We start from the raw sequence: 21,661 nt of genomic DNA on the forward strand, positions 1-21,661 counted from the left end.
CTCCTCGCCTTCTTCAGTGTCACTATCTCTCGCTCATCACCTCAAGCCGCGCCAGATGGGGTCGGCTTAGCGCTTACCTTGCAATGATTGCAATCGTGCAATCACGAGGCAAATGGCCTCTGTCACTAGTATCCTGGGCGCCCTGTCCCAACATAACTTGGTCTGTTCCGACCGCATTGATAAAGCACGTCTCCGTTGCATACTTTGCGTTAGGCGTAATGTACGACAACAAAGGCATGACTTTCAGGCCGCCAGGGTTGGGGAATGATAGTTTTCCGGTACTTGGGTCGTAAGTTGCGCCTTCACTGATCCACTGAACTACACTAGCTCTGATAACTGCTGATGCGATAACATAGTTCGAAAGCTTGGATTTAGCATCTTGTTCGGCAGCACCAATCGACGAGACTACGGATTTGATATCGGCGAACTGCTGCTCAAGCGTAGGAGAAAAACGTCGAGGAATTTGGGCATAAATCGGCCCCGCAGTAGTCGATATCGTCAAGCTTCCAGCAGCAACATCACGAGAGGAATTAAGGTCGGCGGCGTCTTTAGACGAACAAATTAACGCGCGCGATCTTGTATCAAGTACAATTGTACCATCTTTTGCCGCCGTAAGCGCATCGTATAGTTCACCTTGACATTTTATATTACCATTTAAGAACATCTCGCTTATATTTATCCCTGATGGGCCGTCGTATGTCATTGATATGGCTACAGAGCGCGTATCTACATCCGTGTGGATAGAGTAATGTAGCCCTTTAGAATTTAACCTAAAGCATTCTAGCGAAGCTTGTATAATCGTCGGGTCAACTACAGATTGATATACGTTGTTTGTGGAGGATAAATCTGACTCTGAAAATTTATTGTCGCACATTGCCTTAGCCACGGCGCTCGCTTGATCAAATCCAACTCCCACACCAGCGTACTGGACGCTGATACCAGTGGATGATACGTCACTTTGATTACTGCATAGGCTCGAAGTGGAAATCTGGCTTCCAGTTTTGTTATCAATTACAACAAGTTTGTTTCGTATATCTTGCTGAAAATAGAAGGCGCAGGGGTTTTCTTGAGCATGCGCAACTGGTACGCCTAGAACAAAAATTGAGCATATAACTGCGAGTTTCATAATCGCTCCCTGTCTCTATTTAAGTTTCTGGCCACATTTTACGGCTCCGGCACCGAGCGTCAGACTTTGACCACTAGGTGTACAATCTGCTGAACGCCGATCCTCAAGCAGGAAGCATAGCGTCCAAAAACCGCCTCTGCGCCCCCCGCCTCACCAGCAACGAATGCCCAATCCCAAGTATCTTCCGCACACTCGCCAGTGCCGCCTCGTTCACCTCGATATAGGCGACGATGTACCATTCGCCGTTTTCTTCCCTGGCCATACCCATCGGCTCGGCGCGCCATTTCAGCGCCCCGTGGTGCGGCATGAAGTACGTCTCCTGGACGCCGCCGACGGCGCTGAGTCCCTCGTCGAGAGCGTATTCCATCACCGCGCAGCACAGTTGGGTGAGCGTGCCCCGCAACCCGGTCGAGCGTTTATCGGGAACGACGAATGTGCGGGTCCATTCGGCCCAATCGGGACGTCTTGGGACGCCCGATTTTTCGCACATGTGAGAAAAAACCTCCGAGACCATGTGCGGCTCGCTCGTTGGGATCAATCGAGCCGAGGTCACTACGCGATCGTCTTCAATGCCCAGCAGGTATGTCGCCGCGTCTGTATCGAATTGATCCAGCTCGCGACCATCCGGGCTCGGAGGGCGCCAGCGTTTTTGATGCACGAAGAAATCGTGCCGTCGGCGCAGAAATTCGTCGAATTCGTTTTCGTAGAGATGCTTGTTATGCGCGTTGACTACGTGGGCCGTTATCATGGCGCGATCCCCCGATCGTTCTCAACGGGATACTCGCAGTCGCGCTAATATACGTCACCTGTCCGATGGGACAGTTGACGCGTTTAGGGGTGGATCAGGCGCCGGCGCACTGCCTCGACGACCGCCTGAGTGGTCGTGGCGACGCCAAACGCTTCCCTGGCTCGTGTGGAGTGCCATTTGACGGTGCGCTCGGTCAGACCAAGGATCTGGGATGTTTCCGACGAAGTCTTGCCGGCCGCGGCCCAGAGCAGCACCTCTTTCTCGCGGTCGGTCAGCACGCCTTCATCCTCATCATTGTCATTCGCCAACGCCTGGATCGACATGCCGGCATAAACCGCCATCGTCACCAGTTGCACTTGATGGCGAGGCGAGAGGGTGCAAGACTTCGCGGAAGAGGCAAACGACAGCACGGATTGCCAATGGTGAATGCTGAGCATCGGCACAGCGAAGCCGCTACAGATGCCGAATTCCGTCGCCTCGCCGGCGACGCGTCGTGAACCTTCCGTATCCGACCACTTTGCCGGTACTTCGGACCAAAGGAACGGCTTCAGGGTCTTTGCCGAGTAAATGCAAACACCATCAACCGCGGCATGCTCGGCTTCGACATAGCGTTCGAACCAGCCGGCCGGCCAGCCATTCAGTTCAACCATCGGTGCAAGTTTCTGGCCACTGAGCGGCACACCGCTCAGTATAAGGTGCTCGAAGCCGAGATTCCTCACGGTATCGAGAAGGTCGCTCAGCAGCGGCCCGGTGGCTGTGTGTTTCCTGCAGCGTTCGACAAAGTCGAACACGTCTGAATCGATCATCACAGAGACCCCGTCTCCACGCCCGAAAACAAAGTTTAACTCAAATTAGCAACTTCGAATACTCCCAATAAGTGTGTCCGCCACGCAGGACGTGTGGACCAAAATCAGCTAAATCAGCCGGGTTGCGATCAGCAACACAGGACCCCAAGCATGACGCCGCATTGCCGAAACGAAACGAGTCGTTCCGGGCCGGCGAGACCGCGTTGCTCTTGGTCGACATGCAGCGCGTCTGGCTGGAGCCCGGCGCCGATCCGGCGCATCGGGAGCGTGACCACTATTTCTACCGGCGGACGGCGTCGCAAACGATCCCCAACCAGGAGCGCCTGCTGGCGGCGGCGCAGGCCAACGGCGTCGAGGTGATCCACACCATCATCCAGAGCCTGACCGAAGCTGGGCGCGATCGTTCGCTCGACCACAAGCTGACGCCGATCCATATCGCGGCGAGCCGGCCGGAGGGCCTGCCGGTGCCGTCGCTGGCGCCGGTCGGCGACGAGATCATGCTGCCGAAGACATCGTCGGGCGTCTTCAACTCGACCAACATCGACTATGTCCTGAAAAACCTCGGCGTGCGTTACCTGATCGTCGCCGGCATCATGACCAACCAGTGCGTCGACATGCGATCATAGAAAGCATTGTCGATACGAAGGCGGTCTTCGAGTCGCTTGTACCGCGTCTGACACCGCAGGATAGCCTGTTCATGGAGCGGACATCGCCGCGCCTATGCGGCTTGCTCACTCTAGCGTCGGGGCGGTCCGCTACGAAGCCCACGGGCAGACCTTAGCCTCCCGTGCTGAGCATTTCGATGATTGTTAAATCCAAAGAATCACCACAGGACGGTGGCCGTCGAGCGAGTTTTCAGCAGCCCATTTCCGAAGCTATTAATGTGCAACTTGGGAAGCTGCCGACATCAATTCCTCGGGATTCAGCGCTCTGAAGGTGTTGAGGCCATCCTCCAGAACTTCAGTGAAGTTCCAGCGTACGATGCCCGCCCGGTCGATTAGGAACTGACCGACAAGCTGCGCCTGGCTGGAAGCCATCGCCTGCTGGTCGGCTTCCGTAATCTCATATCCTTCCTTCTTGTTAAGAAATTCATTCATTGCCATGACGTCCATAGGCTCGGGCAACTCGCCCGGAAGATGGAACGGTATCGCCATGACCGTGTCCATCCCGACCTCGCGCAAGCCGAAAGCACGGTGCGAGGCGCGCTCCGGGTCGGATGCGGCGAGAAGATCGGGTGCCGGGTGGTAACGGAAATAGAGCCGCGCCCGCTCGACCGGCGTATTGACCACCGCCAGGCATTCGACGCCTTTATCACGCAGGGCCGGCTTGAGTTGCGCCATCGCCGCGATATGGCGCCGGCAGAACGGACAGTGCAGGCCTCGGAACAAACCGATCAACAACGGGCTACGGCCTCGAAAATCATCAAGCGCGATCTTGCCTTCGCGTGAGATCGCATTGAGCACAACATTCGGTGCCCGGTCGCCCGGCTGCAGCGGGCGGTCAACACTACTCGTGGACATGGACAACCTCCTCGCCCCGGTCACTCAGGGAAAGCAGCACACCCACGTTTCGGAGGCGATCAAGTGCGGGGGCGAAAGCTTCCTGTGCCAAGGCAATAGCTTTCGACCTCTGCCATATTGCCGAGGTCGAGATTACGCACGTTGCAAGCCCATTATAACACGAAAAAGCATCTGCGGGTCGCCGCCAAATGTGGTGAATGACCTCACGCGAGCGCACCCCCGAATGCCCTTGCGCTGAAGGTCAGATTCCCGACCTCGATTTGGCGGTTCAAGTCCGCAACGCCCAACGTCGTCAACGGGTCGGTTCCGGACGATAGGCGAAGGTCCGCTCCTGAAAACCGTCGGGAATGTCTGGAAATGGCGCAACAACGATGTCCAAGATGGTCGCCGGCAACGTCCGCCATCGGGCAACAGCGAAGATCACCTCAACGGCCGACATGAGGCGCATGGCCGCCGTTCGCATGTAGAACTATAGGGTAGCTTTCGTGCTGACGTTCACGACCGGGGAGGCACCCGCGAGCCAGAAAGTCGATGCCTCCTCAAATTTTTCCTAAGACCTTATCGATACTTGCGTCTGCACTGATCTTACGCGATGGTCCCTCTGCCTTTGGGAGGGCTGGGGATGAAATACAGAAAGCTGGCCGTTCTTGCGGCCGCGTTTGCGCTTGCCGGATGCCAATATAAAGCCGAGCCGATGCCAATGGCCGCTTACAACGTTTATTCGAGCTACGGCGAAAAGCTTCCTGGAAAATATCTGCTGTTTATAGACTCGACCGTGCTAAATAGATCGATCAAGCCTTCGGATCTAAATTGCGCTGCTCACAGCTACCCGATCGATATGCGAAGCGGTTTCTCTGGATCTGTCCGCAAGACGCTGGAAACTCTGGTCGCAGAACTTGAGATCGTCGATCAACCAGTCGATGCCGCTGGCCTCGCGGAGCGCAAGAGCCGTGGCATGATCGTGGTCAAAGGCGAAGAGTTAAACGCTCGACTGCGGGTCGTACCGGTTTTTTGGTCTGCCGGCATAGAAACTGATGTCGACCTTGTTGCTTCGATAATTGTTGATGGTCGAAACGGTCGATTGCTCGGTTCAACCGTGGAGGGTCAGGGGAATGCACAAGGCGATGCCGGTGTTCTCTGCGAGGGCGGCGCAAAATCGCTAACGGAGTCCGCGGAAAAGGCACTGAAACAAGCAGTAGGTCGCCTCGGCGAAGCCCTGACCAATTCGGAACGGGTTCGTAACGGCGTTTGACGCAAAATGTATCCGTTCGTCTGGATCTCCCAAGTTACTCCAATCGGACGCCCGACACAAAGTTCAGCAGCAGCGCCTGCGTCCAGGCCTCGAACACGCCCTAACAGCGTTTACGACTGTCGCGCTTTATGCTGAACAGGTCACACTGTGGGAACCGACGCAGCAAGATGGCCGGACGACTTTGAGCAACACAGGACCCGAGCATGACTCCACCACTGCCGAAACGAAACGAGCCGTTCCGGGCTGGTGAAACCGCACTGCTCTTGGTCGACATGCAGCGCGTCTGGCTGGAGCCCGGCGCCGATCCGGCGCATCCGGAGCGCGGTCCCGAGCATTATTTCTACCGGCAGACGGCGTCGCAGACGATTCCCAACCAGCAGCGCCTGCTGGCGGCGGCGCGGGCCAACGGCGTCGAGGTGATCCACACCATCATCCAGAGCCTGACCGAAGACGGCCGCGACCGCTCGCTCGACCACAAGCTGACGCCGATCCACATCGCGCCGAGCCGGCCGGAGGGCCTGCCGGTGCCGTCGCTGGCTCCGGTCGGCGACGAGATCATGCTGCCGAAGACATCGTCGGGCGTCTTCAACTCGACCAACATCGACTATGTCCTGAAGAACCTCGGCGTGCGTTATCTGATCGTCGCCGGCATCATGACCGACCAGTGCGTCGACATGGCGGTGCGCGATGCCGCCGATCGCGGCTACCTAGTCACTTGCGTATCGGACGCCTGCGCCGCCGCCTCGCAGGAACGCCATGACGACGCGCTCAAGGCCTTCGGCGGCTATTGCTGGGTCGCCGACACCGCCATCGTTACTGCCCGTTTCGAAGCCTTGGGAAAAACTGCATGACATCGACCGTCGAACCGCTCGTTGCCGTCGTCACCACCGACCTTTCGGCGATCACGCGCGGCCGCTCCGTCGTCGAAAGCAGGCTGCAGACGATCGCCGCGACCGGTGTCGGCTGGCTGCAGGCCAATCTGTCGCTGACGCCGTTCAACTCGATCGTCGATCCCAATCCCTGGGGCTCGTCAGGCGATGTGCGGCTCGTTCCCGATCTCAACGCGCGGTTTCGCACGGCGCTGACCGGATCGGCGACGACTTTCGATATGGTCGCCGGCAACATCGTCGAACTCGACGGCAGCCCGTGGGTCGGCTGCACCCGGACCATGCTGAGCGATGCGCTGGCGCAGTTGAAGGCGGCGACCGGACTTTCCGTCATCGCCGCCTTCGAGCATGAATTCCACATCGAGGGCGACTTTGGCCCGGCTCATTCGATGTCGTTGGCAGCACTGCGCCGCACCGACCCGTTTGCCGCCAACCTGATGGCGGCGCTGGCGGAAGCCGGTGTCGCGCCCGAAGTGGTGATCGCCGAATTCGGCACCGACCAATTCGAGGTGACATGCGAGCCAGCCGATGCGCTTGCCGCGGCCGATCGCGCAGTCGCCATCCGCGAGATCACACGCGAAGTCGCGCGGACTGCCGGGTGGCGGGCGAGCTTCGCGCCCAAGATCGCTCCCGATGCCGTCGGCAACGGCGTCCACATCCATTTCAGTTTCGTCGACGAGGCCGGCAAGCCGGTGACCTACGACCCGGCCCAGCCGGGCGGCCTTTCCAGTCGGGCCGCTTCGTTCTGTGCCGGCGTGCTGCGCCACCTGCCCGGCATCACCGCCATGACGGCGGCGAGCGTGTCGTCCTACTACCGGCTGAAGCCGCATAGCTGGAGCTCGTCCTACACCTGGCTTGCCGACCGCGACCGCGAGGCGAGCCTGCGCATCTGCCCGATGGTGACAATCGGCGGGCGCGATCCGGCGCGGCAGTACAACATCGAATACCGGGCGGCGGACGCCACCGGCAATCCCTATTTGTCGCTGGCGGCAATCGTGCGCGCCGGGCTGGAGGGGCTGAAGGCCAAGCTGCCGGCGCCGCCGCTGGTCGCTGGCGACCCGACGCAGATGAGCGTTGCCGAGCGCAAGAAGCTAGGGCTCGTGCGGCTGCCGGAAACGCTGCCTGCGGCACTCGACGCGCTGGTCGCCGACAATACCGTGACCGGATGGTTCGCGCCGGTGTTCGTCGAGACTTTTGTCGGCCTCAAGCGGCATGAGACCGAGCGCCTCGCCGGGCTTGATCCAGTGGCTGTCTGCGACCTCTACCGGACGCTGTACTGATGGCTGAGCCGGTTGCCAACGCCATCCAACCTGAAGGTTGGCCACCAGCGGTCGAAGCGATCAACGAAACGGGGCGTTCCGATATCGTTCTGATATGCGAGCACGCGTCCAATCACATCCCGGCCGAGTATGCGCGGCTCGGTCTCGACAGCAGCCATTTGCAGCGCCATATCGCCTGGGACATCGGCGCCGCCGAAGTGACTCGCGCTCTGTCGAAGCTGCTCGATGCTACAGCCTTCCTCAGCTCCTATTCGCGGCTTTTGATCGATCTCAACCGGCCGCTTGGTTCCAGCGGCAGCATTCCGGCGCTGTCGGAGGACACCGGCATCCCCGGCAATGTCGGCCTCGATCTGGAGGAGCGAAGCCGGCGTGCCGAAATCATGTTCGCGCCGTTTCATGACCGCGTCGCCGCCCACCTCCACGACCGGGCGAAGCAGGGCAGACCGACGCGGATCGCGACGATCCACTCCTTCACGCCGGTCTTTCTCGGCATTGCGCGGCCCTGGCACGCCGGCGTGCTTTACGATCGGGCAATCGAGTTCGGCCAGGCAGTGCTCGCCGGCCTGCGCGCCGATAGTGCGCTCAACGCCGCGGCAAACGAGCCTTACGTGATCAGCCGCGACGGCGACTACGCCATACCCGTCCATGGCGACGATCGCGGCATTCCCGCGGTCCTCATCGAGATCAGGCAGGACCTGCTGGCGGGCCGCTCCGGCATCGAGGAATGGGCGAAGCGGCTGGCCGCTGCGTTGCCGGCGCAGCAGACAAAGGCGTTGTGACCAAGCTCGGCTGGTCGAGCGCAACGCGAGAGCCGAGCCGTCGATGAAAAGCCTCCACCCGTCCTCAGGAGAAGATTTCCGCCAAGTCTTCGACGCTGGTGCCTTCCTTGACCTGGCGCAGCTCGACATAGCTGACTGCCGGGGCAATCGACGTCACAATGGATACGATCGCTGTCACCAGGGCGCCAAGAAATATGCCGGTGGTTAGGCCAAAGACCATGATCGCACGGCTGAGCACGGCCTGGATCAGCACCACAGCTATGAACAGGACAATCCAGAATCCGAACAGAGCCCAGCGGCTTCCTTTGGTAAGTTCCCGGCTGCGCTTCATGCTGCCGAAGACCCCCAGTCTTTCCTGAACCAAAACAGGCACAGCGACAGACCAACGAAGCCACAATATGATGCCGGGAACGAGCAGAAGCATCGCGCCGGCGGCGGCGCCGAGGCTCACCAGCAGCGCGATGCCTATTACCGGCAGCAGGAGGGAGATTGCCGTCTTGAGGCAATCGCCAATCAATGGTCGCTTGCCGTTCAGATCCTCGATCGCGGCACGCACCAGCGCCGCCTGCAGGATTGCCGACAGTGTCATGGAAACCAACACGCCAACGATCGTGGCAGTGATTCGTTGGGCTGAGAACTCCGGAACGCCAGCCTCGACGTTGGTCGCCCATTTCCAAATCCAAAGCTGGTAAAGGAGCGTAGGCAAGCCTGAGAACAGCATGGCCAATCCAAGGCAAAGCACTGGATTGCGGCTGATGACAGCGAAGCTGTCGTTGAAAACCCTGCCGATGCGAAATTTGTTCGGCCGTTCCAGTGTCACTGATGTCATGATGCTTTCCCCCTGCCTCACCGCCACATGGCTGGCGGCCCCCTGGTAAATCTGCCAAGATTGGCGGTCGCCGTCCAGCCCACTTGCAATTGTTCCGCTGCATTGTCAGTGTCGGCTGGGAACCACAGGTTGCAGGGGAGCGGGTGGCGGTGGCACAGCCAGGCACAGCGGAAGCCGAACGGCTGACCAATCTGCACAAGCAGCTGATCGCCGACGAGTCGATCCAGTTCGACCTGCCGGCCTATGTACCGCCGAAGCCGCCCGAGTGGCTGAAGCCGCTGCAGGATTTTTTGTCGTGGCTCGGCCCCTACATGATCTATCTGTTCTGGGGGGCGGTGATATCGGGCGTCGCAATCATCCTGCTTTTGGTCTTCCTCGAGGTGAAAGGCATCGCCTGGCGGCTGCCGTGGCAGCGCGCTCGGCCCGAAGTCGAAGACGAAGAAACCTGGCGCCCAGACGCCGGCGCCGCGCAGATCCTGCTGTCGCAAGCGGATGCGCTGGCCGCACGCGGCGACTATGACGAGGCGGTTCACCTTTTGCTTCGGCGCAGCGTCGCCGATATCGCCGGCCGGCTGCCGGACTTCCTGCGCCCGTCGCTCACCGCGCGCGACATCGCCAATGCCCCTTCCCTGCCAGGAAGGGCACGCCATGCGTTTACCGAGATCGCCCGCATTGTCGAGGCGGCGCTGTTCGCGCGCCGGCCGGTCGGCGCTGATGGCTGGCGGCAAGCACGCGGCGCCTATGAACGGTTCGCCTTCCGGGATGCCTGGACGTGAGTGCACCGGCGGTCGAGGCACAGGAGCCGTTCAATCGAAAGACACTGTTTTGGGGGATTTTCGCCAGCCTGCTTGCGGCAGCCGGTTTCTTCCTGCTGTCCACCTACGCCCCCGATTTCCGGCAACCCGGCAATGGCGGCGCCACGCCGCTGTCGAAAAGCGGCGTCGGCTACGCCGGTCTGGCGGAATGGCTGCGGCTCACCGGCGAAGCGCCCTTGATGGCGCGGACCGAGGACGATCTCGGCACCGACATGCTGCTGATCGTCACCATCTCGCCCGACAGCGATCCGGAGGCGCTCGACCACATCCTGAAACTTCGCCAGGACCAGAACACGCTCTTCGTGCTGCCCAAATGGCAGATCCTGCCGCTCCAGGGGCATGAAGGCTGGAACATGAAATTCGGGCGATTGCCCGGGTCGGTGGTGAACGAATGGCTTGGGCGGATAGCCGATGCAAAGATCGGTGCCGGCCAGAGCACGGCAAAGCAACTGGACATCGAAGGCAACATGGTTGCCGCACCCGAAGAATTGCAGTGGGTGGCCGACAAGTACCCTCTCATCGCAGCCGGCAATGACAAGGCTGTGCTTACCGAACTAGACGACAAGCCGTTCTATATCCTGACCGACCCCGACCTGATCAACAACGCCGCCCTCAAGGATCCCGACAAGGCAGCAGCCGCGCTCGGGCTGATCGCCTTGCTCCAGCCGGACGACGGGCCGGTGATGTTCGACCTGACGCTGCATGGCGCGGGGCGAAAGTATGATCTGGCCAAGCTTCTGGTCGAGCCGCCGTTCCTGGCGCTGACACTGACGATCCTGATCGCCGCGGCGCTGGCGTTCCTGCATGGCCTTGGCCGGTTCGGCCCGCCGCGCGCCGACCAGCGTGCGATCGCCTTCGGCAAGCGTGCGCTGGTCGATACGACGGCGATGCTCATGCGGCGGGCCGGCCGGCTGGACGAACTGGGAGGCCGCTATGCGGCCTTGATGCGGGTGCGCGCCGGCGCGCTGCTCGGGGCACCGCATGGGTTGCAAGGCAAAGCGCTCGACCACTGGCTCGACTCTCGCGATAAGGAGCAAGCCGGCGGCTTCACGACGCGTTCGCAAGCCGCCGGCGAGGCGAAGAACCTGACGCAGATGCAACAGGCAGCAGAACGGCTGCACGACTGGACGGCAAGGAGGCTCGGTGAACGTCGATGATGTGAAGGCCCTGGCGACACGGATCAGGGAAGAAGTGGCCAAGGCGATTACCGGGCAGCACGATACGGTCGACCTGATGCTGACCGCCTTGTTTGCGGGCGGGCATATCCTGCTCGAAGGTCCGCCCGGCACGGCCAAGACCATGACCGCACGCTGCTTCGCCCAGGCGCTTGGGATCGCCTACGGGCGGATCCAGTTCACGCCGGACCTGATGCCCGGCGATATCGTCGGGTCGAACATCTACAACTTCCAGACGGGGCAGTTCACGCTGACGCGCGGTCCGATCTTCTGCGATCTCCTGCTTGCCGACGAAATCAACCGCACGCCGCCCAAGACGCAAGCCGCACTGCTCGAGGCGATGCAGGAGCATGCGGTCACGTTCGACGGCACCACGCATTCGCTCGGTCGCAATTTCATGGTCGTCGCGACCCAGAATCCGATCGAGCACCAGGGCGTCTACCCACTGCCCGAGGCGCAGCTCGACCGCTTCCTGTTCAAGCACCGCGTCAGCTATCCCGGCCCCGAGGAAGAACGGGCCATCATCGTCCATCACGGCGGCGGCTCCGCCTCGCACGACATCGCGCAATATGGCATCAAGGCACAGACTAACCGCGAGACGCTGCAGGAGGCCCTTGAAATCGTCGGCTCCGTCACCCTCGTCGACGATGTCGTCGGCTACATAGCGGCGCTGGTTCGGGCTACGCGCGAAAATGCCGATTTGGAAGTCGGAGCCAGCCCCCGCGCGGGCGCCATGCTGGCGCGGGCGGCGCGTGCCAGGGCGGCACTGGACGGACGCGCCTACGTGATCCCCGACGACGTCAAGGCGCTGGCAGTGCCGGCGCTGCGTCATCGCGTCATCCTTTCGCCTGCCGCCCAGATCGATGGCCGTCTGGTCGAGCAGATCGTCTCCGACCTGGTCGACCAGACGGAAGCACCACGTTGATCTATCCCAGCGGCCGAGCGGTATGGGCAGCGGCGGCCGGCGCCGTGCCGGCCTTCCTGGTCGCGCTGGCACTGCCGTCGTTCTGGTATCTGGGATTGCTGTGGAGCTGCCTGCTGCTTGCCTTCCTGGCGGTGGATGCCGCGGCCGGACGCGGGCGGGCATCGCTGAATGCCAGCATCGATGCGCCGCAGCAGGTCGGTGTCGGCGGCGAGTTCGGCGTGCAAATCGCCGCCCGTCACTCGGGACCGCGCGCAGCGGAGGCTCGCGTCGGGTACGATGCGCGTCTGGTGCCGGTGAGCGGCAGCGGCGGCGCCTTGCTTCCAACCGCCGGAGGTTCGCTCGACCTCCGCTTCCAGGCGCTGCGGCGCGGCGTCGCCAGCTTCGACCGTCTCTGGGTGCGCTGGCGCGGGCCGTTCGGGCTGGTCTGGAACCAGGTGGTGCTGCCGGTGGAAAGCAAGGTTGCGGTGCTGCCCGACGTCAGCAGCGCCCGCGGCGAGGCGATCACCCTGCTGCAACATGCGGCGCTTGCCGAAGGCCATGCGCAGCGCCGCGCCGGTCAAGGCCGCGAGTTCGACGCACTCAAGGATTACCAGCCGGGCATGGGCCGGCGCATGATCGACTGGAAGCGCAGCGCCCGCCACGGCAAGCTTTTGGCGCGCGAGTTCCGCGTCGAGGAGAACAACAACATCGTGCTGGCCATCGATAGCGGACGCCTGATGTGCGAGCCGGTCGACGGTGTGCCGAAGGTGGACCGGGCGGTGACGGCCGCCTTGCTGTCGGCATTCATCGCGCTGAAGGGCGGCGACATGGTCAGCCTGTTCGGCTTCGATGCAAGGCCGCGCGTTTCAAGCGGGGCGGTACGCGGCCCCGCCAGCTTTGCGATGATCCAGAAACGGGCCGCCGAGATCGACTATTCCAGCGAAGAGACCAACTTCACCCTGGCGTTGACGACGCTGGCGGCGAGGCTTGACCGCCGCTCGCTGGTCATCATCTTCACCGATTTCGTCGATCCGATCAGCGCGGAATTGATGCTGCGCACCGTGGGCCGGCTCACCGAACGGCATCTCGTGCTGTTCATGATGATGAAGGACACCGAACTGGAGGGCCTGGCCGACATGCCGCCACGCTCCGGCGAGGACGTTGCCCGCGCGGTTGTCGCCGGAGGGCTCTTGCGCGAAAGGCAGGTCGTCATCGGCCGGTTGCGCCTGCTCGGCGCCCATGTGATCGAAGCCGACCACAACCGGCTGGGTCCTGCGCTGGTCGAGCGTTATCTGCAGTTCAAGCAGGAGGATTTGCTGTGACGGCGCCAGTACCCGGCAATGCGGTACGCGGCGATGCGGTACGCCAGTCTCTGGCCAGCTTCCGCCGCGAGCGCGAGACCGACTGGAAGGCATTCGAGGCACTGCTGGCGCGTGTCGAGAAGCGTGCGCCGCGGACGCTTTCCGAAGAGGAGCTGCTGTCGCTGCCGCTGCTCTATCGATCGGCGCTGTCTTCTCTTTCGGTGGCGCGGGCGACATCGCTCGATAATGCGCTGGTCGGCTATCTCGAGGCGCTGTCGTTGCGCGGTTATTTCTATCTCTATGGCGCACGCCGCGGGCTGCGCCAGCGCCTCGCCGATTTCTTCCTGCACGACTGGCCCGAAGCCATTCGCGACCTGTGGCGCGAGACATTGACGTCGGTCGCGCTGATGGTGATCGGCATTGGTGCAGGCGCCTGGCTGGTGGCATCCGACAAGAGCTGGTTCGACGCGATCATCCCGCCCGGCCTGGCAGGAGGCCGCGGCCCCGACACCTCGGCCGAACTGCTGCGCGGCATGCTTTATGATGGCGACAATGGCTTTCTCTCAGGCTTTGCCGCCTATCTGTTCACGCACAACGTCCAGGTCGCAATCCTGGCCTTCGCCCTTGGCTTCGCCTTCGCGGTGCCGACGGTACTGCTGATGCTGTTCAACGGCTGCATGATCGGGGCGTTGTTCCAAGTCTATTGGTCCAAAGGGCTTGGCATGGAGCTTGGCGGGTGGCTGGCCATCCACGGCACCACCGAATTGTTCGCAATCTCTTTGGCCGGCGCGGCCGGTATGCGCATCGGCACCAGCATCGCCTTTCCCGGCGAATTGACACGCATGGCGGCAGCGGCTCGCGCCGGACGCATCGCCGCGAACGCCATGGTCGGGGTCTCGATCATGCTGCTGTTTGCCGGGCTGCTCGAGGGCATTGGCAGGCAGACCATCACCAGCGACGTCACGCGCTACGCCATTGGCGGTGGCATGCTGGTGCTGTGGATCGGTTACTTCTATCTGTTCCGGGCGGTGCGGCATGGCGATCGTTAAACGCGCCGCCTTCGCGGCTATACGGCCGCTGATCACGCCCGAAGGCGTCGATCTCCGGATTAGGCTCGCCGACGCCGGCACGCGGGCCTCCGCCTTCCTACTCGACATCGTGTTCATCGCCGTGGCTGCAATCGTGATCACGATCGTCGCGCTGTTCGGGGTGGGAGGCCTTGGCAGCGAGGGATTTCAGCCGCTCTTCGTCGTTTGGATCATCCTGATCTTCTTTCTGCGCAACGCCTACTTCATCGTCTTCGAAGCGGGCCGGCGCGCGGCTACGCCCGGCAAGCGGATCGTCGGCATCCGGGTCGCGTCCCGCAGCGGCGACGGCCTGTCGATCGACCAGGTCATCGCCCGCAACCTGATGCGCGAAATCGAGGTGTTCTTGCCGCTCTCGATCATCGCCGGACGCAGCGGGACTGACCTTGCCGACACGCTGACGACGGTGTTCGGACTGGTGTGGACGCTGCTGTTTGCCTTGTTCCCGCTGTTCAATCGAGACCGCATGCGGATCGGCGACCTGTTGGCGGGAACCTGGGTGGTCGAGGCACCGAAGCGCGCGTTGCTGGAAGATTTGTCGGCCCGGCAGGATCCGGCGGCCGGCGCCTTCCGGTTCAGCCACGCCCAGCTCGACGCCTACGGGATTGCCGAACTCCACAAGCTCGAGGAAGTGCTGCGCCGCGACGACTATTTCGCACTGCGGACGGTGGCCGAAACAATCGGACGCAAGATCGGCGCGGCACCACAAGCCCATGACGCACGCGCGTTCCTGACGGCGTATTATGGGGAGTTGCGGGCACATCTCGAACGCAAGCTCCTGCTGGGCAACCGCAGGGCTGACAAGCACGCGCGGTAGCAGTTGCCGAACAGGCCCACCTAGCGAGAAGCGTCGGTGCTGCCCCTCATCCGCCTGCCGGCACCTTCTCCCCGTATAGTGACGGGGAGAAGGGGAGATGCCGCGGCGCGAGCGGCTATTCCGCAACGCTGCCAATTAGCGAAACCGTTTGCGATAGCGCCTTTCTCCCCGTCACTATACGGGGAGAAATGCCCGGCAGGGCAATGAGGGGCGACGCCGACGAACCTGATGAGCCCCTCTCATGAGGCCGGTTCAAATACCCCGTGCCCTACCCCACCCACTTCTCATAATCGGACACCAACAGGTGCAGCGGTGCTGTGTCCTCGTCGATGTCCGCGAAGCGGCCGATCGGCTCGCGGAAAACGTTGTCGGTGAGATCGTCGTTGACTGTCGAGACCTCGCCGATCAGCACGTCCTTGCCTTCGGCCCAGAAGGCGTGCCAGACACCCGGCAGCAACGTGACGCTCTGGCCCGGGTCGAGCTTTAAGAACCCACCCGCAGGCAGCCTGTGAATGGTTCCGTCGACAGGCACGGTTACTTCGGCCTTCGGATCGATGCCGCCATCGCGATCGTGCATGAACAGCTCCAGCACCAGTTTGCCGCCGCCTCGGTTGATGATGTCTTCGGCCTTGATGTTGTGGCGGTGCATCGGCGACAGCTGATCCTTGCGCGAGATCATGATCTTCTCGGCATAGAGCATGCCCATGCCCTTCTTCATGTCCTCGTAGCGGCCGTTGCGAACGGTGAACAGGAACAGGCCGAGCTCGTCGAATTTCTCCTGGCCGTAATCGGTGATGTCCCAGCCGAGCCGGGAGGAGAAGATGGCCGCCGAATCCTGCCGGTGCGCCTTCATCTCTTCCGGGGTCCAGTAGGCGAAGGGCGGCATGATGTAGCCGAACGAACGGATGAAGGCGTCGGCGTCGCGGATGATGTCGTTGATGGCGGAGCGTTTCATGTCGTGGTTCCTTCTTCAGGCGGCGCCTACAGCGCATAACCGAACACCGATCCGGTGTCGACGTAAACCGCATTCTGGCCTCATGACATCGGCGACGATCAGGGCCATAAGTCCCGACAAATTCCCAAAGGTGACATTCCATGCGCAGCATAGACGACCTCGATACGCCGGCGATCCTGATCGACGCCGGCCGCGCCGAAGCCAATATCGCGCGGGCGCAGGCCCATGCCGACCGGCACGGGCTGAAGCTCCGGCCACACATGAAGACCCACAAGCTACCCTACTGGGCGAAGAAGCAAGTCGCGGCCGGCGCCATCGGCATTACCTGCCAGAAGATCGGCGAGGCCGAGATCATGGCCGATGCCGGACTGACCGACATCTTTCTGCCCTACAATATCCTCGGGCGGGCCAAGCTGGAGCGCCTCAAGGCGCTGCACGGCCGCGTAACCCTGTCGGTGACGACCGACAGCATGGACACGCTGATGGGACTTGCCGCCACCTTTACCGATCCCGGCCACCGCCTGCCGGTGCTGGTCGAATGCGACACCGGCATGGGCCGCTGCGGTGTGCAGTCGGCCGGCGAAGCAGTCGCGCTGGCGAGCGAGATCGGCAAGGTCCGGGGGCTCGTCTTCGGCGGCTTGATGACCTACCCGGGGGCGGGCCGCGCCGCCGAGACCGAGGCGTGGCTCGCCGATGCGCAGCAAGCACTTGCCGCAGCCGGCCTTGCCTGCGAGCGCATCTCCAGCGGCGGCACGCCCGATATGTGGCGCTCGGGTGAGCATTCCGTCGTCACTGAATACCGCCCCGGCACCTACATTTATCTCGACCGCTACCAGGTCGCCAAAGGCGTCGGCAGACTCGACGATTGCGCGCTGACCGTGCTGTCGACTGTGGTCAGCCGTCCAACGCCGACGCGCGCCATCCTCGACGCCGGCAGCAAGGCCCTGTCCAGCGACACGCTGGGACTCGCCGATTTCGGCGAGCTGCTGGGCATTTCAGGCGCAAGGGTGACCAGCCTCAGCGAAGAGCACGGCAACGTCACGCTTTCGGGTGGCGCCGAGCTTGGCATCGGCGAGCGCGTGCGCGTCGTGCCCGACCATTGCTGCGTCGTCACCAATCTGTTCGACGAGGTACATCTGATCGAAGGCGACAAGGTGATCGAGACGCTGCCGGTCAAGGCGCGCGGGCGGATGGCTTGATCCTGTCGGTTGGCTAACGCTCGGCTTGTCTCGCGGCAACCCGGCGCATCGAAATGACGCGGCGGCGCCGGATCTCGGTCCGCATTGCCATCAGGTGCAGCGCAAAGAACAGGACTGTGAAGCCGACTGCCATGACCAGAAGAGGCCACAACAGGCTCGGGTCGATGGTCGGGCCGCCGAGACGGAACACCGAAGCCGGCTGATGCAGCGTGTTCCACCAGTCGACCGAAAATTTGATGATCGGAATGTTGATGAAGCCGACCAGGGTGATGATGGCGGCGGCCCAGGCGGCACGCCCGGCATCGTCGAGCGCGCGGGTCAGGGCGATAATGCCGAGATACATCAGGAACAGGATGAAGACCGAGGTCAGCCGGGCGTCCCACACCCACCAGGTGCCCCACATCGGCTTACCCCAGATCGAACCGGTGATCAGCGCAAGGGCGGTGAAGACGGCACCGATCGGTGCCGCCGATTTCAGCGCCACGTCGGCCAGCGGATGGCGCCAGACCAGCGTGCCAAGCGCGGAGACCGCCATCAACGTGTAGCACATCATGGCAAGCCAGGCGAAAGGCACGTGGATATACATGATGCGCACGGTGATGCCCTGCTGGAAGTCCTCAGGCGCCGTGAAGCTCATATAGAGACCGACAGCGAGGACGATGGCGGCGACGCTCGCCAACCACGGCACGACCTTGTCGGCCAGCCCGACGAACCGCGTTGGGTTGGCAAGGTCCATCCAGCCGGAGAGGCGTGAAGTCGTGTCGCTCATGCGGCTTTACATAGACCGCCGGCGGAGTTGCGGCAACCACAGCGGCGCGCCTTCCCTTCTCCCCCCTTGAGGCCTTTGCAGAGAAGGCGCATAGATATGCGATTTGAGAGATATATGCTTTTTTGAGCGCCGAGAGCGCTGCCTGGGCGTTCAGCGAGGCAATTTTTCAGGATAATCGGCTGATCCGGCCGATTATGGACGGACTCCTGCTTATGCCGGCTTCTCGCCTGGCGGATGGAGGGCACCGACCATGCGGCGCAGGTTGTAGGCGCAGGCGGCCAGCATGCACTGCGTGCGGTTGGCGGCGAGGTTGAAGAAGCGCAGGCGCCGCATGGCGTAGCTCTCCTTGAACACGGCGAAGGGCCGCTCGACCGCCGCTCGCACCTTGGCGATCAGCTGGTTGCGCCGCTTCTGGCGCGGCGGCAACTCGGGATGATGTTTGTTGGGCCGCCGCATCAGGCGGTCCTTGATGCCTGCCTCGACCAGCCGGGCATGTCTGGCGTGGGTATAATAAGCCTGATCGCCATAGACCGCCTTTTCATCGCCGCTGATCAGTGCGTCGGCCGGCTCGGTATCGGTGACCGAGGCTTCGCTCACCTCGACGCGCCGGATCAGCGTATGATCCTGGTCGACGCCGATGTGCATCTTGTAGCCGAAGGTGCTCTTCTTGCCCTTCTTGCCCCAGCGCGCATCCTTGTCCACCGATGGCTTGACCGGGCCCTGATGGCCCTTCTTGGGCTGTTTCGGCGGGCGGCCGCGAGCTTGCAGGAATGAGGCATCGACCAGCGTGCCGCGCTTGACGATCAGGCCCTTGTCCTCAAGCTGGCGGTTGATCTCCTCGAACACCTTGTCGATCAGCCGCTCGCGCGTCAGCTCCTCGCGGAAGCGCCACAGCGTCGAATGGTCGGGCGTGCGATCCGAAAGGCTGAAGCCGGCAAAGCGGCGGAACGACAGCCGGTCGCGGATCTGCGCCTCAAGCGCCGGATCGCTCAGCCCATGCCATACGCCCAACAAAAGGCAGCGCATCAGCACTGGCGCCGGATAGCTGGCCGTGCCCGGCCCGGCTCCGCTGCGTGCGCCCAGAAGCGCCTCGATCGGACCCCAGTCGATCTCCTTCGCAACAAGATCGAAGATTGTCTCGTCCGACGAGGCCAGGCCGTCCGCCAAGCTCAATTGACCAAGCACACGATCAACCATCCGCGAATCTCCCGTAGCGACCAACACTACAGAATCACCAATCAGATTCTGTGCAAAGGCCTCCCCTTGCGGGAGAAGGTGGATCGGCGCGCAGCGCCGAGACGGTTGAGGGGTGCTGGACGGAGTGAGGCGCCAATGATCCTATCTGCCGTGCGCCGAAATCCGGATTTTGGATGAAGATTTGCGCCAAGTTGGAGCACCCCTCATCCGACCTCGCTTCGCGAGGCCACCTTCTCCCACGAGGGGAGAAGGCAAGCCGCGTTGCTCAGGCGGCTTCGTTCACCGGACGGCTGAGGCGGCGGACCTCCTCGTCGTTGAGCAGGCCGCCGGCGCGCAGCAGGCTGGCGAAGCGGCCGTTGCGCAGCGACAGTTCGGTGAACCCGCCCATCTCGACCACCCGCCCCTTGTCCATGAACACGACCAGATCGGCATCGCGAACGGTGGTCAGGCGGTGGGCGATGATGAAGGTGGTGCGGCCGCGCCGCAACTCGTCGATGGCGTCCTTGACGCGGTCTTCCGTCTCGACGTCGAGCGCGCTGGTCGCCTCGTCGAGAACCAGGATGGGCGCGTCCTTCAGCACGGCGCGGGCGATCGCGATGCGCTGGCGCTCGCCACCGGACAGCTGTCCGCCGCGCTCGCCGACGACCGTGTCATAGCCCTCGCATTTCGACAGGATGAAATCCTGGGCGGCGGCGGCATTGGCCGCAGCATGGACCTCGTCATAGGTCGCCTCCGCACGGCCGACGCGGATGTTGTCCTCGATCGAGCGGTTGAGCAGGCCGGCATCCTGGAAGACGGTGGCGATCGAATGGCGCAGCGACTTGCGGGTCACCGTGCGGGTGTCGATGCCGTCGATCAGGATACGGCCGCTGGACGGGGTGAAGACGCGCTGCAGAAGGTTGATGAGCGTCGTCTTGCCGGCGCCCGTCGGGCCGACGATGGCGACGGTCTGGCCGGCCTGGACCTCGAACGACGCGTCGTCGACGCCCTGCCCGGAGTTGCCGAACTCGAAGCAGACATTCTCGAAACGCACATGACCCGTGACGTTGACGAGCTCGCGCAGCCCATCGGGCTCGGCGGCATCGGAAGCGGAGTCCTCGAGATGGTAGAATTCCTCGAGCTTGGCGCGTGCCTCGGAAATCTGGTTGGCGAAAGCCGACATCTGGTCGAGCCGGGCAATCAGCAGCGTGGCAAAGCCGGTAAAGGCGATGACGTCGCCGATGCGCAACTGGCCGTGCGTCACCAGATAGGCGCCAATCAAGAGCACCACCATCATCGAAATCGTCGACGACAGGCGGTGCAGCGCGTTGGCCATCGCCCACCAGTCGAGCACGGGATTCTGTGCGTCGAGCAGGTTCTTGACGTAACGCTTCAGCGCCTCGGTCTCATGGCCGATGCGGTTGTAGCTTTGCAGCACGGCGACGTTGCTGACCGAGTCGGTCACATGCGCAAACACCTTGTGGTAATGCCGCTCAACGGCCGCCTGGCCTTCCTTGGTGCGCCGCATCACCAGCCGCCCGATGCCGACATAGAGCGCGCCAAGCGCCAGCAGCACCATCGACATGCGGATATCCATGCTGAGCGCGGTGGGCACCAGCAGAACCAGCGCCACCGCGGTCGACAGATGCTGCCGCATGAATTCCAGCCAGAGGCTGAACAGGGTCTCGACCGCGCGCAGGAGCGTGTGCAGGGAATTGGAGGTGCCGCGCTGATGATGCCAGGCAAGCGGCATGGTGATCACGCGCTCGAACGACTGGCAAAGAACCTCGCTGCGCCGCTGGTGGGCAAAGCGGTCGGCGCCGCGCGCCACCAGCACGAAGGCGATGATGTTGAACGCGCCGAGGCCGGCCCACATTGCGAGTGTCGCGAATACCGAGCCGCGGTCCGAAATGGCATCGATCACCCGGCCGAACATGATCGGCTCGAGAATGGCGATAATGGCAAGCGCGACATTCGCCCCGCAGATAAACGCAACGCGTTTCCTGTCGGCAGCGAGATAACCAAGGGCTCGCCAGTAGATTTGCAGAAGTGACACTTCAGCTACTCCGCCAATTATTTATGGTGCAGTGCGTCATTTTTTGACTCGTATCGGTTGACGCGTCGCAAAACAATGCTCGTCTACCTCTTCCGTTCCCATTCCGCGAACAAAAGATGACGACGCTTCGAAATTTGCCGTGATCGTCTAACAGTTTGAGATAAAAGGTGAAATGTCAGCGT

General features: G+C 62.3%; 21 protein-coding genes. 12 read left to right on the top strand and 9 right to left on the bottom strand.

The window, feature by feature from the left end; translation table 11 throughout:
- Nucleotides 1-73: 73 nt before the first annotated feature.
- From AC0L2X_RS27630 to AC0L2X_RS27640, 3 genes are all read right to left on the bottom strand, one after another.
- The gene (locus AC0L2X_RS27630) at nt 74-1,126 is read right to left on the bottom strand and encodes a hypothetical protein (RefSeq protein WP_473600713.1); all 1,053 of its coding nucleotides are present in this window, start codon (nt 1,124-1,126) and stop codon (nt 74-76) included.
- A gap of 103 nt (nt 1,127-1,229) precedes the next feature.
- A complete protein-coding gene (locus AC0L2X_RS27635; protein ID WP_473556041.1) occupies nt 1,230-1,874 on the bottom strand; it encodes an acyl-homoserine-lactone synthase in 645 nt (214 codons plus the stop codon).
- Nucleotides 1,875-1,957: 83 nt separating this feature from the next.
- Entirely contained in the window at nt 1,958-2,680 is a 723-nt protein-coding gene (locus AC0L2X_RS27640) for a LuxR family transcriptional regulator (RefSeq protein ID WP_473556044.1), read from the bottom strand.
- Between the two features lie 161 nt (nt 2,681-2,841).
- Between AC0L2X_RS27640 and AC0L2X_RS27645 the strand changes: the two genes are divergently transcribed.
- Nucleotides 2,842-3,306 (top strand): cysteine hydrolase family protein, encoded by a 465-nt coding sequence (locus AC0L2X_RS27645; RefSeq protein WP_473556045.1) that lies wholly within the window; start codon nt 2,842-2,844, stop codon nt 3,304-3,306.
- Nucleotides 3,307-3,558: 252 nt separating this feature from the next.
- Here AC0L2X_RS27645 and AC0L2X_RS27650 read toward each other — a convergent pair whose 3' ends face one another.
- Entirely contained in the window at nt 3,559-4,200 is a 642-nt protein-coding gene (locus tag AC0L2X_RS27650) for a peroxiredoxin-like family protein (RefSeq protein WP_473600717.1), read from the bottom strand.
- A gap of 622 nt (nt 4,201-4,822) precedes the next feature.
- On the opposite strand from AC0L2X_RS27650, the gene AC0L2X_RS27655 reads away from it, so the two are divergent.
- The 4 genes from AC0L2X_RS27655 (at nt 4,823) to AC0L2X_RS27670 (ending at nt 8,398) form a co-directional block, all read left to right on the top strand.
- Nucleotides 4,823-5,452, top strand: coding sequence for a hypothetical protein (locus tag AC0L2X_RS27655; protein ID WP_473600714.1), 630 nt, complete (start codon nt 4,823-4,825; stop codon nt 5,450-5,452).
- Nucleotides 5,453-5,655: 203 nt separating this feature from the next.
- Nucleotides 5,656-6,303 (top strand): cysteine hydrolase family protein, encoded by a 648-nt coding sequence (locus AC0L2X_RS27660; protein WP_473556047.1) that lies wholly within the window; start codon nt 5,656-5,658, stop codon nt 6,301-6,303.
- Nucleotides 6,300-7,619 (top strand): type I glutamate--ammonia ligase, encoded by a 1,320-nt coding sequence (locus tag AC0L2X_RS27665; RefSeq protein WP_473556049.1) that lies wholly within the window; start codon nt 6,300-6,302, stop codon nt 7,617-7,619. The genes AC0L2X_RS27660 and AC0L2X_RS27665 overlap by 4 nt, the downstream gene beginning before the upstream one ends.
- A complete protein-coding gene (locus AC0L2X_RS27670) occupies nt 7,619-8,398 on the top strand; it encodes an N-formylglutamate amidohydrolase (RefSeq protein ID WP_473556050.1) in 780 nt (259 codons plus the stop codon). Before AC0L2X_RS27665 ends, AC0L2X_RS27670 begins: the two co-directional genes overlap by 1 nt.
- A 64-nt stretch (nt 8,399-8,462) precedes the next feature.
- Here AC0L2X_RS27670 and AC0L2X_RS27675 read toward each other — a convergent pair whose 3' ends face one another.
- Nucleotides 8,463-9,227: a hypothetical protein gene (locus AC0L2X_RS27675; RefSeq protein ID WP_473556089.1), complete on the bottom strand. Its 765-nt coding sequence runs from the start codon at nt 9,225-9,227 to the stop codon at nt 8,463-8,465.
- Nucleotides 9,228-9,376: 149 nt separating this feature from the next.
- On the opposite strand from AC0L2X_RS27675, the gene AC0L2X_RS27680 reads away from it, so the two are divergent.
- Genes AC0L2X_RS27680 through AC0L2X_RS27705 form a run of 6 tightly spaced genes read left to right on the top strand, consistent with a single transcriptional unit; the run spans nt 9,377 to nt 15,324 of the window.
- Nucleotides 9,377-10,003, top strand: a complete 627-nt coding sequence (locus AC0L2X_RS27680) for a DUF4129 domain-containing protein (protein WP_473556053.1) — start codon at nt 9,377-9,379, stop codon at nt 10,001-10,003.
- A complete protein-coding gene (locus AC0L2X_RS27685) occupies nt 10,000-11,199 on the top strand; it encodes a DUF4350 domain-containing protein (protein ID WP_473556055.1) in 1,200 nt (399 codons plus the stop codon). Before AC0L2X_RS27680 ends, AC0L2X_RS27685 begins: the two co-directional genes overlap by 4 nt.
- Nucleotides 11,186-12,142 carry an AAA family ATPase gene (locus tag AC0L2X_RS27690; protein ID WP_473556056.1) on the top strand — a complete coding sequence of 319 codons (957 nt, stop codon included), beginning with the start codon at nt 11,186-11,188 and terminating at the stop codon, nt 12,140-12,142. Before AC0L2X_RS27685 ends, AC0L2X_RS27690 begins: the two co-directional genes overlap by 14 nt.
- Nucleotides 12,139-13,443, top strand: coding sequence for a DUF58 domain-containing protein (locus AC0L2X_RS27695; protein ID WP_473556058.1), 1,305 nt, complete (start codon nt 12,139-12,141; stop codon nt 13,441-13,443). Before AC0L2X_RS27690 ends, AC0L2X_RS27695 begins: the two co-directional genes overlap by 4 nt.
- Nucleotides 13,440-14,471 carry a stage II sporulation protein M gene (locus tag AC0L2X_RS27700; protein ID WP_473556060.1) on the top strand — a complete coding sequence of 344 codons (1,032 nt, stop codon included), beginning with the start codon at nt 13,440-13,442 and terminating at the stop codon, nt 14,469-14,471. Before AC0L2X_RS27695 ends, AC0L2X_RS27700 begins: the two co-directional genes overlap by 4 nt.
- A complete protein-coding gene (locus AC0L2X_RS27705) occupies nt 14,458-15,324 on the top strand; it encodes an RDD family protein (RefSeq protein WP_352662951.1) in 867 nt (288 codons plus the stop codon). Before AC0L2X_RS27700 ends, AC0L2X_RS27705 begins: the two co-directional genes overlap by 14 nt.
- A gap of 268 nt (nt 15,325-15,592) precedes the next feature.
- Here the strand turns inward: AC0L2X_RS27705 and AC0L2X_RS27710 are convergent, their stop codons facing one another.
- Entirely contained in the window at nt 15,593-16,279 is a 687-nt protein-coding gene (locus tag AC0L2X_RS27710) for a D-lyxose/D-mannose family sugar isomerase (RefSeq protein WP_473556062.1), read from the bottom strand.
- 140 nt (nt 16,280-16,419) lie between these two features.
- Between AC0L2X_RS27710 and AC0L2X_RS27715 the strand changes: the two genes are divergently transcribed.
- The gene (locus AC0L2X_RS27715; protein ID WP_473556063.1) at nt 16,420-17,478 is read left to right on the top strand and encodes a D-TA family PLP-dependent enzyme; all 1,059 of its coding nucleotides are present in this window, start codon (nt 16,420-16,422) and stop codon (nt 17,476-17,478) included.
- Between the two features lie 13 nt (nt 17,479-17,491).
- Here the strand turns inward: AC0L2X_RS27715 and AC0L2X_RS27720 are convergent, their stop codons facing one another.
- From AC0L2X_RS27720 to AC0L2X_RS27730, 3 genes are all read right to left on the bottom strand, one after another.
- Nucleotides 17,492-18,247: a heme ABC transporter permease gene (locus AC0L2X_RS27720; RefSeq protein WP_352566281.1), complete on the bottom strand. Its 756-nt coding sequence runs from the start codon at nt 18,245-18,247 to the stop codon at nt 17,492-17,494.
- 210 nt (nt 18,248-18,457) lie between these two features.
- Complete coding sequence (locus AC0L2X_RS27725; RefSeq protein ID WP_473562315.1) at nt 18,458-19,444, bottom strand: IS5 family transposase; 987 nt, start codon at nt 19,442-19,444, stop codon at nt 18,458-18,460.
- Nucleotides 19,445-19,709: 265 nt separating this feature from the next.
- Nucleotides 19,710-21,479, bottom strand: a complete 1,770-nt coding sequence (locus AC0L2X_RS27730) for a glucan ABC transporter ATP-binding protein/ permease (RefSeq protein ID WP_352566279.1) — start codon at nt 21,477-21,479, stop codon at nt 19,710-19,712.
- Nucleotides 21,480-21,661: the final 182 nt, after the last annotated feature.

It is taken from the genome of Mesorhizobium sp. WSM4828 (assembly GCF_055811175.1).

What these genes read in the sequence shown, in the direction of transcription:
- AC0L2X_RS27630 (WP_473600713.1), bottom strand. Translation starts at nt 1,126, where the DNA reads ATGAAACTCGCAGTTATATGCTCAATTTTTGTTCTAGGCGTACCAGTT.
- AC0L2X_RS27635 (WP_473556041.1), bottom strand. Translation starts at nt 1,874, where the DNA reads ATGATAACGGCCCACGTAGTCAACGCGCATAACAAGCATCTCTACGAA.
- AC0L2X_RS27640 (WP_473556044.1), bottom strand. Translation starts at nt 2,680, where the DNA reads ATGATCGATTCAGACGTGTTCGACTTTGTCGAACGCTGCAGGAAACAC.
- AC0L2X_RS27650 (WP_473600717.1), bottom strand. Translation starts at nt 4,200, where the DNA reads ATGTCCACGAGTAGTGTTGACCGCCCGCTGCAGCCGGGCGACCGGGCA.
- AC0L2X_RS27655 (WP_473600714.1), top strand. Translation starts at nt 4,823, where the DNA reads ATGAAATACAGAAAGCTGGCCGTTCTTGCGGCCGCGTTTGCGCTTGCC.
- AC0L2X_RS27660 (WP_473556047.1), top strand. Translation starts at nt 5,656, where the DNA reads ATGACTCCACCACTGCCGAAACGAAACGAGCCGTTCCGGGCTGGTGAA.
- AC0L2X_RS27665 (WP_473556049.1), top strand. Translation starts at nt 6,300, where the DNA reads ATGACATCGACCGTCGAACCGCTCGTTGCCGTCGTCACCACCGACCTT.
- AC0L2X_RS27670 (WP_473556050.1), top strand. Translation starts at nt 7,619, where the DNA reads ATGGCTGAGCCGGTTGCCAACGCCATCCAACCTGAAGGTTGGCCACCA.
- AC0L2X_RS27675 (WP_473556089.1), bottom strand. Translation starts at nt 9,227, where the DNA reads ATGACATCAGTGACACTGGAACGGCCGAACAAATTTCGCATCGGCAGG.
- AC0L2X_RS27705 (WP_352662951.1), top strand. Translation starts at nt 14,458, where the DNA reads ATGGCGATCGTTAAACGCGCCGCCTTCGCGGCTATACGGCCGCTGATC.
- AC0L2X_RS27710 (WP_473556062.1), bottom strand. Translation starts at nt 16,279, where the DNA reads ATGAAACGCTCCGCCATCAACGACATCATCCGCGACGCCGACGCCTTC.
- AC0L2X_RS27715 (WP_473556063.1), top strand. Translation starts at nt 16,420, where the DNA reads ATGCGCAGCATAGACGACCTCGATACGCCGGCGATCCTGATCGACGCC.
- AC0L2X_RS27720 (WP_352566281.1), bottom strand. Translation starts at nt 18,247, where the DNA reads ATGAGCGACACGACTTCACGCCTCTCCGGCTGGATGGACCTTGCCAAC.
- AC0L2X_RS27725 (WP_473562315.1), bottom strand. Translation starts at nt 19,444, where the DNA reads ATGGTTGATCGTGTGCTTGGTCAATTGAGCTTGGCGGACGGCCTGGCC.